The organism is Vibrio tasmaniensis, assembly GCF_024347635.1.
In the GTDB taxonomy this organism is placed as follows: Bacteria; Pseudomonadota; Gammaproteobacteria; order Enterobacterales; family Vibrionaceae; genus Vibrio; species Vibrio tasmaniensis.
Window position 1 is genome coordinate 411,125 of record NZ_AP025511.1, and the last position, 11,959, is coordinate 423,083.

The following is an 11,959-nucleotide window of genomic DNA, read 5'->3' on the forward strand; positions in this document are numbered from 1 at the left end:
GAGTTTAAAAAGACGTAATTACTTCAGATAAATAACGTTTGTATGTTTAGGTTTGCTCAACCCTGTTTCAAGTTTTTTCGACAACGTTTCCGCACACATAGGTTTGGCTAAGAGATAACCTTGTCCGTAATCACAGTGCGATTGCGCTAAGAAGCTTGACTGGACAGTTGTTTCAATTCCTTCAGCAACGACCTTAATACCTAGCTGGTGAGCCATTGAAACAACTGCCGCACATAGAGCACGGTCATTCATATCGCACTCAAGATCACTGACAAAGCTTCGATCAATTTTCAAACCATCAATGTTGAACTCTCGTAAGAACCCTAGTGAAGAGTATCCGGTGCCAAAATCATCTAACCAGACTTTGATCCCCATACTCCTAAGGTCATCCAACGTTTTCTTTGCGCTTACCCTGTCAAACATTAGGGCTGTTTCGGTTACTTCTATATGTAACCTGGTCGCTTCAACTTGATGTTTTTGTGTTTGATATTGGAATGATCGAAGTGCCTTATCTCCATAGAGCTGCTTTGGAGACAGGTTTATCGCAACGTGAAACTCGGGGGGAAGATGATGCCTAAAACCCCACTCCTGAATATCTTTGCAGGCCTGCATGACTATCCACTCACCAAGTGTATGAATAATATCCGTGGCTTCAGCGATAGGAATGAACTCAATAGGCGAAATATTGCCTTTCGTAGGATGACGCCAACGTATAAGGGCTTCAACTCCAACGACATGCCCTGTTTTTAGGTCAAACTTTGGTTGATATAAGAGACTAAACTGAGAAAAATCATCGATAGCGGCTCTAAGCTCCTTTTCGATGACTCCCCTTGCTAGTATCTTCTGTTCGATTTCCTGGTTGAAGAAACAGTACCTACCTTTACCCTTTTGTTTGGCGCTGTACATTGCCATGTCTGCACTTTTAACCAAGTCTTCAGAGGCGCTTCCCGACTCAGGAAATAATGCAACACCAACACTCGCTCCCACGACTACCGATTCACCTACGGAACTGAGGTAAATCGGCTGTTTTAGTGAGTTCACAATATCAGAGGCAAACTTAGATACTGTCTCCTGTGTCTGAATTCCTGATAAGCGAAGTAAAAACTCATCCCCTCCAACTCTTGCAATCATGCATTGAGGCTCTTCCTTTGCAGTCATTTGCCCCATTTTTTTAAGCGAGTTTGTTAGTGTCTGAGCCACTTCACTTAACAGCTCATCTCCAGCTTGATGCCCAAGGTTATCATTGACACGTTTAAACTCGTCCAAGTCGATAAAGAAAACCGCAAAGACCTCTTTTGACTGTTTGCATCGATGAATACATCGTTCAAGACATTGAATAAACTGAGAGCGATTCGGTAACTTAGTCAGAGGGTCGTTGTAAGCTAAAAACTCAACTTCCTCATTCCGCTGCTTGAGGCTTGAATCCATCCTGTCAAACGCCTGAGCAAGCTCTCCGAGTTCATCACTGCGCTGGATGTTGTTTGATACTAGGAAAACCCCTTTACTGATGCGTTTCGAATGTTGTAGGAGTTGATTAATCGGACGAATCATCGTCTTAGCTAATAACATGGAAAAGAGTAGGCTGACCAGACACATGAACATTGTCAATATTATGCTCAATACCGTGCTATAACTTCTACTCGAGTCAGTTATATCCTTGATAATAGTATTGTTTTTCTCGATGTCGTCTTTCACGGCCTCTAAGGAATAGCTCATCACTATGCCTCCTAGCCGAGTTTTATTCATCGTGATTGGACGCGCAACAATCAGTGCTGATGAATTGATTTCAGTATAGTTTTCTTGCTTACTCAGTACATTTTCTTGCACCCTTGGCATATCCAAGTTGGAGCCATAACCGAGTACTACATCCTCTCCGGTATGAACTATCAAACCATTAGCATCAAAGACCTTTATGAATATGACATCTTTATTTTCAAAGGCAGGCTCTAAAATAGAGTTAATATTATCGATATCATGAAAATACATCGGATCAAAAAGTGCATCTGACAGGTACTCAACCGTTTGTTCTGCTTGACTCTGTGCTTGGGAAGTAAAGTTCTCTGCAATATTCGTTGCCGTTTCTTCCAGAATTTCATCACTATAGTATGAAGATATCAGCCACTGAGACAAGGAAAGGCAGCCCATAGTCAAAACGACCATAAGCATGTTTCCGAGAACCAATTTACCTTTTAACTTCATAAGCAATAGCTTCTCTAGTTAACGGGAGATGTATTCATCAACCAGTCGTTTTTGCGCTTCCGCCCAAGAAATGCTTTCTACAATCTCTGGTGTGATAGCATCAAACTTTTTCGTCTTCTTATAGGCTTTCAAAGCCTGTTTACCTTTCTCACTTTCATGAGCCGCAAGCAATACTAAGAGCATGTTTTGCTTAAGTTCGGAGGAGAGATCTGGGCGTATTAGTACTAGTGAGCGTGGAATGGCTTGAGAAGTATGGATTACCTGTAACTGTTGTTTTACCTGATCGGGAATTTCTTTCTCCCAATCGAGATTACTAAATGCAGCTGACGCAACAATATTACGATGAACCCAGCTCATCATGTTGGATTCTCCTCCAGACTTTGAATATTCATCGGAGAAAAAATAACCAACCTTGTCTTTCGGTGGATACTCTCTAGGGGAGCTTAACTCATAGAGCTTATATCCTTGCCCAAGCAGTATCGCCGCAGGGACAAGAAACGCACTTGTAGAACCGACATCCTCAAAGACAACCGTTTTGCCACGCAGGTCACCTAGGGAGTCGACCCCGTTATTGCGTTTGGAAAAGAAGATTGAATGATATTCCGCCACACCGCTTTTCCATCGTCTTGCTAAAAGTTCAGCACCCGAATATTGCATTAATTCCTGTGCTGCAAACACCGTTTCAGAAACCAGATCTACCTGACCGCTTTTTATCCAACGAGCCATTTGACGAGAGTCGCGGGCGACAACAACTTGGCCTGTTTTGATACCATCGTTAGATAGATTTTCAGCTAAGTAATCAGCAAAAGGCTGTGCACGTTTGAATGCTTTTTTTGGGTTAGAGCTAATAACCCCTATGATTATTGTTTCTTCACGCAAGTTGCTTTTCGTGTCTGCACTAGCGGATACCGTGAAAAGCGAACAAACAATTACTGCTAGCAGTAAAACGAACTGTTTACAAATGGACTGACAACTAAACATGCACGCACCAAAATGTGATATTTATCCCAATATTAGAACTATAATATTCGAAAATCATAGAATCTGCCATCTTGTATTAGCGATTAATGGTGTAAGCACACAATCGCGAATAAATTAGCATCATTGTGTTAACAACCAATTACTAATGGGGACTCAAACCTCCCACTCACATCTGTATTTTCCCTCGTACTGATCTGTTTCTCTCTTTTCAAAGTACAAGTTATTAATAATTCTATGTAAATCGCTTTCTTTTTCAAATTTTTGTCTACAGTTTTATAGAGCTTGTCGCTTCGGTAATAGCCACAAGTAACGACACATTTTGATGATTAGTTTTGGTTATAAGGAAAGAAAAGGAGAGGAAATGGAAAGCCCAATTGTCACACTCACCCATGCCAGCAAAAGCTTTGTTGATGGCAAAGATACCCATCACGTATTGGAAGGTGTCGACTTCGCTTTGGCGACAGGGGCAAGCGTGGCTTTGACAGGGGCAAGTGGCAGCGGAAAAAGTACTCTGCTGAACATCATTGCGGGGTTTGAACCTCTATCCGGTGGCGAACTATCTGGTGGAGAATTGTGGCTCGATGGCGAGAACACATTAGATTGGAAAGATCCACAATGGAGTCGATTCCGCCATCAAAAATTGGGCGTTATCTTTCAACAGTTCAACTTGTTAACCCCACTCAACGTAAAACAAAACATCGCGTTCCCATTGCATTTGAATCAACAAAAATGGGGCGACTGGTGTGATTATTTAGTGAAAGCGTTAGGCATCAGTGAACTGCTCGATAGGCATGTATCAGCACTCTCTGGCGGTCAGCAACAACGAGTGGCGATCGCACGTGCGTTAGCCCACAAACCTAAGCTACTGCTTGCCGACGAACCCACAGGCAACCTCGACCACAAAGCAGGTATTGAGGTAATGAAGCTGCTGAGTGAAATCACCACGCAAGGTAACACTGCCGTGCTTTTGGTGACGCACAGCCCGGAATGTGCCGGTTTTATGCAAACACAATTGGTTTTAGATGATGGTTGTTTAAAGAGCGTAGATCGAATCCAAGCCCAAGAGCAGCAGCACTGTGAGTAATTCAATGAAGCAAACTGGCTTCGCGCAAAGCCAACTCACCCATATCAAACTGACTCTGAATCTATTCGCGGCGCATTATCGTCAATCACCCTTGCAAGCCGCAGCGATTCTGATCGGCATTGTGCTAGCGGTAACCTTATTTGTCGCAGTGCAAGCGATCAACCTCAATGCCAAGCGCAGTTATGCAGAATCTACCGAACAACTTAGCGCCCAAGCGCAGAACCTTATCATTCCACCAGCAGGGCAAAACTATTTACCGGAAGCGCTCTATTTCAAGCTAAGACAGAATGGATTAAGTGCAACACTGCCTGTAATTGAAGGGCGAGTGAGGGACGAACAAGGTCGTCGTTGGTCGGTACAAGGTAGTGAGTTGATCGCTGCTCTCACCTCAAGATCTCGCTATTCTAGCGACAAGCCAGCCGAAAACGATAGACCGTCAGAAGACAGTCAAAACATATCCCTGTTCGACAATGCCTTACCTTTGCCGCAACTCTTGGCGGGTGAGCCCATAGTGATGATGAGCCAATCGCAACACCAGAACTTGGGCGAAGTAGACACACTCACTTTGGATGAAGTACTCACCCAAGTGGTAGTGTTGCCCGATGAATGGCAACTGGGCAGCAGAATGTTGATGGATATTGGATTCGCTCAGCAACTGCTTAACAAGCAAGGACAACTGAGCTATATCGCTATTTTTGACACTAAGAGTGACACTAAGAGCAATACTCAGGATAAGTGGCGAAGCCTTATCGGCAAACAGGGGCAATGGATTTCCAACAACCAAAGCACGGATCTCGGTTCAATTACCGATAGCTTTCACCTCAATCTTACCGCTATGAGCTTACTGGCTTTTTTGGTTGGCCTGTTCATCGCTTACAACGGTGTGAAGTACAGTTTGCTCAAGCGTAATCGGCTGTTGGTACAAATTCAACAAGCTGGGGTTGCGCCAAGCATCGTGTTTTCGGCTCTGTTAGTCGAGCTGACTCTTTTAGTCACACTGGGCGCATCGCTTGGTTTCATTCTCGGCATTCAACTCAGCCATTGGCTGCATCCAACCGTCGCGATAACGCTTGAGCAACTTTATGGTGCAACACTGCTTCCCGGCACATGGCAGTGGCAATGGTTGGTACAAGCTTTATTACTTACGTTAGCAGCTACTTTAGTTGCATGTCGGCAACACTTTAAGCAGCGTATTCGACAACCACTCTCTTCCCATGGCGGTTTCTATCAAGCGCCGGAAGCATCTAACGAAAATCAGCTGTTTGTTATCGGGTCAGTATTAACCATTGTCGCGTTAGCAGGGTTATGGCTGAGCGAACATCATCGCTTCACCATGGCTTGGCTTGGAATGTTAGTGGTGTCGATTCCCTTGTATCTACCCAAAACACTTAGCGTACTAGCGAACTGGAGCGAAAAACGCACCCAATCGGGGTTAATACAATATCTTTTTGCTGAACTGCGTGAACTTATCTCCCCTCTCTCCCTTGCCATGATGGCGTTGCTTCTCGCCGTCACCGCCAATGTGGGAATGAATACCTTAGTCGGCAGCTTTGAATCCACGTTAAAGCAATGGCTTGAACAACGCTTACATGCCGATATTTATGTTAGCCCTGCCCAAGGTGAAATCGCGAATGTGGAACGTGCGTTAGAACAGTTTGAGAACGTTGAAACCGTCTATAAGCAATACTACGTCGATGATAACTTGCAGGGCTTGCCGACTTTGCTCGGCACCAAAGACAAAGACACACTTGAGCAAACCATGGTGTTCCAATCTCACGTTGATGACTTCTGGACGCGCTTTTACCAAGGTGAATTCGTGGCGATCAGTGAACCTACGGCGGTGAAGATCGGCTTGTCCCTTGGCAGCCAACTCAAGCTCGACGCGATCCAAGACAAAACACTCATCGTCGGGGCGATTTTTCATGATTACGGTTCACCGAATGGCGAAGTGTTACTTGCACCTAATTTATGGCTCGAAAGCGGATTTACTGACTTGCCCACCAGCTTGGGAATCAAAGTATCTGGTGACCCACAAGTGGTATATGAACAGCTACGCCAACAACTCAATCTGCACCCAAGTCAGCTTTACGATCAAGCACAGATCAAATCGATCGCTTTAGATATCTTCTCACAAACCTTTGCCATCACTCGGGCGCTTAATGGCGTCACTTTAATGGTGGCGGTGATAGGGTTGTTCTGCGCCTGTTTCATGTTGCTCGATGCACGTAAAGCCGCTATTGCAAGGTTGTATGCGCTCGGTGTTAGTCAGAGAAAATTGATGGTGATGGTAGTCGCGCAAATCGTTGTTCTGGTCACCTTCACTCTGGTTATCGCCTTACCACTCGGCGCTATGGTCGGTTATGTGTTGACGGACATCGTTACCCTGCGCGCCTTTGGTTGGAGCTTAAATTACGTATGGAATTGGAGTGACGCACTCAGCATCGCAGCCATCACCATTTTAGTGGCTGTGTTTGCGACCTTGATTCCACTGTGGCGTTTGGTCAGCAAACCCGTGGTATACAGTTTACAGAGCGAGGTGTTGTGATGAATCGACCAATAAAAGTTTTCGTTCTCACAATTGGCATCTTGCTCCTTTTAGGGTGCGACGAGTCTACTCAACCATCAGCTCAAAATATGGGTTCGATACTCGGTACTGAAACACAAACAGAGAATGAAACGGCAATCGATCAAGCGCAATTTTCTCCGGTAGTAAAAGGTATCGACATCACCTTCCCTGCCGACCACCAAGCACACCCAAGTTTTCGTCATGAATGGTGGTATTTAACCGCTAACCTTATCGATGAGAATGGCAATGCTCTCGGCGTACAATGGACACAATTCCGCTTCGCGGCTGCCCCAAAGGACAGTTCGAATAGCACTAAGGAAACTACGTGGCAAAGTCAGCAAATCTACATGGCACACAGCGCCGTCACCACCAAAGACAAACACTATGCCGATGAGAAGTGGTCACGCGGCCAAGCTGAACTGGCAGGAGTAAGCGCTTCACTATTTCGTGTCTATCTCGATGACTGGCAATGGACATCGTCAAGTGATGATCTGTTCCCCGCAACCTTGAACGCTAATTCCGGTCAGTTTGGCTACTCGCTTAAGTTAACCAACAACGCGCCTTATCAAAAGCAAGGCGAACAAGGCTACAGCACCAAAAGTGGCGATGGCAAAGTGGCTTCCTATTACTACAGCCAACCATTCATCGATGTATCAGGCGAAGTAACCATTGATGGCATCTCGCATCAGGTTTCTGGCAAAGGTTGGATAGACAGAGAATGGAGCTCACAGTTTTTACTCGACTCGCAACAAGGCTGGGATTGGTTTGCGCTAAGGCTGAGTGATGAAACCAGTTTGGTGGTATTTCAGCTTCGAAACTCAACATCAGGCAAAGCCAGTTATGCTCACGCAAGGTTGATGAAGCAAGATGGATCCGGCATCGCGATTAAGCAACAAGACATCAGCTTAACAGCCATCAGGCAAACTGAAATTGAAGGGCGTGACTACCCAACAGAGTGGCAAATTTCGATTCCAAGCCAGCAAATAGAACTGACCGTCTCAGCACTCAATCCAAATGCCAAAATGCCGCTGTCTGTTCCCTATTGGGAAGGGCCAATCATAATTAAAGGTTCTCATTCCGGAGCTGGCTATATGGAGTTGACGGGGTATTAAGGCAAACAAGAAACGGAGCAAGAAAAAAATCACAATAAACGGTTCTTATACTGTTCTGGCGTTTGGTTCGCGTAACGTTTGAACATAGTGATAAATGGACTTGCTTGGTTATAACCCAATGTAAGAGCGACCTCTTTAACCGATTGGCCGTTTCTCAACAAGTCCATTGAGTAAAGGTAGCGCACTCGTAGCCGCCACTCTGTAAAGCTCATTCCGAGCTCGGTCTGGCAGTGGCGAGAAAGGGTTCTTTCCGTGGTGTGAACACGCTCAGCCCAATCTTTCAGCGTCACTTCGTCGGTTGGGTTTTCTTCCACAGAAGCCAATATAGGCGCGAGGTACTTATTGTCGGTTGAAGGCAAGAAGTGGTGTTCAACCTCACGCTGCGCAAGTTGGTCAAGCAGTACCTGAACGAGTCTTTGATCTTGTTCTGTTTCCGCAACATTGATTCCACGATCGCGAAAGTCATCAATAATCGAAGACACAATCGGCGTGATCTTTATAAGGCTAGTTTTATCTGGAAGATGTTGCGTTAGCTCTGGGGCGATATTTAGCGAGCAGTAGTCCAAAGGCTTACGGTTATAACTGCAATGCATCACCCCAGCCGGTACCCAAATCGCCAAATGTGGTGGCGCTAGAAATCGAGTGCTTTCCGCTTCCATCTCTAATATACCGCCACTGATCAATTGAACCTGTCCCCATGAGTGGCTATGAACTCGGGTTTCAGTGTTCGAAAGAAACGCTTCAAAATTCATAAATACGTTGGATGGTGCCTTATCAATTGATAAGGATGGGTGAAGGTTTCTGGAGTGTTTTTTCAAACTTGTCTTCCTATCGCGCCTGATGTCTTTCTAAAGATACTTGTAAGTATAACGACCTGTCAAACTAGCCACATCAACTCATTTGCGACGGAATTCACATGCATTACCTCTTACCATTTTTTACAGTCTGTATCTGGGGCGCCAATGCAATCGTCAACAAGCTTGCTGCAAGCACTATAGAACCTAGTGCAATGAGTTTTTACCGCTGGTTTTTTGCGATGTTAATTCTCACGCCTTTCTGTATTCGCCCAGTAATGAAACAGTGGGCTGTCATTAAACCAAACCTATCAAAATTAGCGTTCCTCGGCTTTTTGGGCATGGTGTTAAACCAATCTCTAGGTTATTACGCGGGCTTAACCACAACCGCTTCTAACATGGCACTGATCACTTCTTTGGTTCCATTGATCAGTGTGTTTTTAAGCGTCCCTCTGTTGCACAAGTCGATTTCTAGTTTGAGTATTGTTGGCGGTGTGTTGTCACTGTCAGGCTTAGCTCTGATGTTAGGTAAAGGCGACCCGTTATTCTTCATGCATCAAGAATTGACTCAAGGCGATGGCTATATGTTAATTGCGGCCTTTGTTTATGCTTCTTACTGTGTGCTATTGAAACGCTGGAAAATGCCAATCAGTAGCTGGGTGGTGATTTACATTCAGGGTCTGTTTGCTGTCGCGATGCTTACGCCACTTTGGCTTACCAGCGAACAGCTTTTACCACCGCAACAAGCGATACCATTGATAGCTTACGCCGCGGTGGCCGCTTCAATTTTAGCGCCTTGGATGTGGGTGAAAGCGATTGATACCATTGGTGCGGACTCAAGTGCGATGTTCATGAATTTGATGCCAGTTATCGCGATTGTATTAGCTTCCACCTGGCTGGGCGAAAAGATTAACCAGTTCCACATCATTGGTGGTGTGATGGTGATTTCCGGTGTCATCCTTGCACAAGTTAAAAGAAAACCAAGGCTTGAGGCTCCCTTACCTCAGCAAAGCTAATCTGATTCTATTTTTCGTTCACGAAGCTTTTAAGTACCTTTCATAACGGAGTGTACTTTGCGATATCTCAACGATTCTCGTTGATGAACTCAATACGGTTAAGTATTAAAAAAGTTAGAGTAGCTCTCCCTGAAACAGGTAACGACTGCGATAATCACTCATTTCCGGTCACACGGCCAATGCAACTCAGACCAAATTGAGCCATTAAGAAATGTTTGAAACTTGAGAAATCCGCCTAATCAGCTTAGTTTATGGCGAATCAAAAACCCGCAAAAAAACAACAAATCAGCATATACACCTAATCAAGAGATAAATAACAGGAAATTAAATCAACATATAATAAAACGGTTTGCTAACAATGATCCGCAAGGAATTATCTTAAAGAAGGATCTATACTTTGAAAAACACAGAATTGAGCTTATAAGAAAAATCAAAGCTACCGTTTAAGGATTAATTAAGATACATCACTTGAACTAAACCAGATAAGCAACGGTTAGTTGGCTAATACAAAAAGGTACCGATATGAGTACCACTCGGCTTAGAAGCACCTAGCATTACGCTAGGTGTTTTTTTTGCAATCGACCCTTTGGCCAACTTGCTCGATAAAGCACTCCTCTGCTAGAGCGTCACGTCCACCCCCTTTAAACATCAATATTCACCAACCTACCATCTGTTTGAGAAAATATTCTTAACCGTGAGATTATCCACTTTAATTTGTGTCACCTTAAGTATATTGTTACTGGTAAGTAACTAGCATGTTATGCAGTACAATAATAATGAAGGAAGATTGATGAGCAGTAACAATAACCGACCAGATGGTAAACGAGACGTTACTCTGCGTTTTTTAGCTGAACCCGGGGATGTCAACTTTGGTGGTAAAGTCCATGGTGGTGCAGTAATGAAGTGGGTCGATTTAGCGGCTTATGCTTGTTCTGCTGGGTGGAGTGGTAAGTACTGTATTACTGCTTATGCTGGGGGGATCAGATTCGTTGCTCCAATCCATGTTGGTAACCTTGTTGAAGTCAGTGCGAAGGTCATCTATACGGGTTCATCTTCTATGCACATCGCTATCGATGTTCAAGCCAGCGACCCAAAAGAACTCAACAACCGCCTAACGACTCACTGTATCGTGATTATGGTCGCTGTTGATGAAAATGGTAACCCGACTAAAGTGCCAGAATGGGTACCAGAAACATCAGAAGACATTGAATTAAGAGATTCGGCTATTCGTCTTATGAACATGCGAAAACAGATCGGTGAAGAGATGGAAGCACACGTAAAGTATCTTAAATAGGCGCCACTAGCAGCTCTACCCTACAAAACCTTATTACGATGCCAGGCAGTACTTGCTTGGCATTTTCAATTCCTTCTCTATACCCAAGTAAATCCGTTACACACCTAATGCTGACTATAAAGCGTGATACCCAGTCAAAAGTTAAAATGATCCGATACTTGTTCAGTGATTTATTTTGACTGTAATAAAGTCGTCATTTTGCTCTGTTTAAATACCGCCAATCATAATGGATGTATTTAAATTTCTTGGAGCCACTTTTGAGCACGACATTTCCCACCCTTTGCGAATCTACACTGACGAATTTGAAGGCAGTTGAGTATCAATGGGTTAGAAGCTTGTACGTCGAAGGTTACGACAACAATGAAATTAACCACTATATCCAAGCTTGCTTCGGCGGTGATCAGACATTTGCAGATCTATTTCGCCGCGTCGCTCTTTATCAAGACAGCATCTATGTTTTACTTCAGCATTTAGGTTGCGCACCTTCTAGCAAAGAGTTCTAGTCTCACCTCTTCCTTTTCTTCTTCCCTTTTGGGAATATTTACCACCAAATCAATAACTACCACGAATAGCCACCACAAAACATTAACACGAGCCTCCCTTTGTAAGCACTTTCTGTGTAATCGACCGATCCGTTGCATGCAAATTATTGAAGTATCACGCATGGAAATATTACTCATATATCAATAGAGCTGCGGCCCCCTATACTGAGTGCCTGATTTGTGAGACTCGTTGATGTCTTCAATTAGAGAGATGAAACCGGAAAAATCCAGGAAAGAGGTGCTTCAGTATTTAATGACTGAAAGAAACCAAAAAGACTGAGATAGAGATAGAGATAAAAGTAGCGGGCATAAAAAAACCCAAGTAAGTACCTGGGTTAGAGTTACAAAAACCACTAATCATTAATAGCGTA

General features: G+C 44.2%; 9 protein-coding genes. 6 read left to right on the plus strand and 3 right to left on the minus strand.

Features of this window, described 5'->3' with window-relative positions:
- Window positions 1-18: 18 nt before the first annotated feature.
- Together OCV44_RS16230 and OCV44_RS16235 are read right to left on the minus strand one after the other, a co-directional pair.
- Window positions 19-2,199: a bifunctional diguanylate cyclase/phosphodiesterase gene (locus tag OCV44_RS16230; RefSeq protein WP_139685925.1), complete on the minus strand. Its 2,181-nt coding sequence runs from the start codon at window positions 2,197-2,199 to the stop codon at window positions 19-21.
- A gap of 18 nt (window positions 2,200-2,217) precedes the next feature.
- The gene (locus OCV44_RS16235; protein ID WP_246091824.1) at window positions 2,218-3,078 is read right to left on the minus strand and encodes a phosphate/phosphite/phosphonate ABC transporter substrate-binding protein; all 861 of its coding nucleotides are present in this window, start codon (window positions 3,076-3,078) and stop codon (window positions 2,218-2,220) included.
- Between the two features lie 463 nt (window positions 3,079-3,541).
- Here OCV44_RS16235 and OCV44_RS16240 point away from each other — a divergent pair, with 463 nt between their 5' ends.
- Genes OCV44_RS16240 through OCV44_RS16250 form a run of 3 tightly spaced genes read left to right on the plus strand, consistent with a single transcriptional unit; the run spans window position 3,542 to window position 7,942 of the window.
- Complete coding sequence (locus tag OCV44_RS16240; protein ID WP_139685923.1) at window positions 3,542-4,264, plus strand: ABC transporter ATP-binding protein; 723 nt, start codon at window positions 3,542-3,544, stop codon at window positions 4,262-4,264.
- A 4-nt stretch (window positions 4,265-4,268) separates the two neighbouring features.
- Entirely contained in the window at window positions 4,269-6,809 is a 2,541-nt protein-coding gene (locus OCV44_RS16245) for an ABC transporter permease (RefSeq protein ID WP_139685930.1), read from the plus strand.
- Window positions 6,809-7,942, plus strand: coding sequence for a lipocalin-like domain-containing protein (locus tag OCV44_RS16250; protein ID WP_139685922.1), 1,134 nt, complete (start codon window positions 6,809-6,811; stop codon window positions 7,940-7,942). The genes OCV44_RS16245 and OCV44_RS16250 overlap by 1 nt, the downstream gene beginning before the upstream one ends.
- 29 nt (window positions 7,943-7,971) lie before the next feature.
- Here OCV44_RS16250 and OCV44_RS16255 read toward each other — a convergent pair whose 3' ends face one another.
- Entirely contained in the window at window positions 7,972-8,760 is a 789-nt protein-coding gene (locus tag OCV44_RS16255; protein WP_012600208.1) for an AraC family transcriptional regulator, read from the minus strand.
- 98 nt (window positions 8,761-8,858) lie between these two features.
- Here OCV44_RS16255 and OCV44_RS16260 point away from each other — a divergent pair, with 98 nt between their 5' ends.
- The 3 genes from OCV44_RS16260 to OCV44_RS16270 all read left to right on the plus strand — a co-directional run bounded on the left by OCV44_RS16260 (window position 8,859) and on the right by OCV44_RS16270 (window position 11,549).
- On the plus strand, window positions 8,859-9,752 hold the full coding sequence (locus OCV44_RS16260; protein WP_139685921.1) for a DMT family transporter: 894 nt from the start codon (window positions 8,859-8,861) through the stop codon (window positions 9,750-9,752).
- A gap of 790 nt (window positions 9,753-10,542) precedes the next feature.
- On the plus strand, window positions 10,543-11,046 hold the full coding sequence (locus OCV44_RS16265; protein WP_139685920.1) for an acyl-CoA thioesterase: 504 nt from the start codon (window positions 10,543-10,545) through the stop codon (window positions 11,044-11,046).
- Between the two features lie 230 nt (window positions 11,047-11,276).
- Window positions 11,277-11,549, plus strand: a complete 273-nt coding sequence (locus tag OCV44_RS16270) for a hypothetical protein (protein ID WP_139685919.1) — start codon at window positions 11,277-11,279, stop codon at window positions 11,547-11,549.
- The last annotated feature ends 410 nt before the right edge of the window (window positions 11,550-11,959 follow it).

Bases quoted from the DNA above. Each gene is read 5' to 3' on its own strand.
- OCV44_RS16230 (WP_139685925.1), bottom strand. From the start codon at position 2,199: ATGAAGTTAAAAGGTAAATTGGTTCTCGGAAACATGCTTATGGTCGTT.
- OCV44_RS16240 (WP_139685923.1), top strand. From the start codon at position 3,542: ATGGAAAGCCCAATTGTCACACTCACCCATGCCAGCAAAAGCTTTGTT.
- OCV44_RS16245 (WP_139685930.1), top strand. From the start codon at position 4,269: ATGAAGCAAACTGGCTTCGCGCAAAGCCAACTCACCCATATCAAACTG.
- OCV44_RS16250 (WP_139685922.1), top strand. From the start codon at position 6,809: ATGAATCGACCAATAAAAGTTTTCGTTCTCACAATTGGCATCTTGCTC.
- OCV44_RS16260 (WP_139685921.1), top strand. From the start codon at position 8,859: ATGCATTACCTCTTACCATTTTTTACAGTCTGTATCTGGGGCGCCAAT.
- OCV44_RS16265 (WP_139685920.1), top strand. From the start codon at position 10,543: ATGAGCAGTAACAATAACCGACCAGATGGTAAACGAGACGTTACTCTG.
- OCV44_RS16270 (WP_139685919.1), top strand. From the start codon at position 11,277: ATGTATTTAAATTTCTTGGAGCCACTTTTGAGCACGACATTTCCCACC.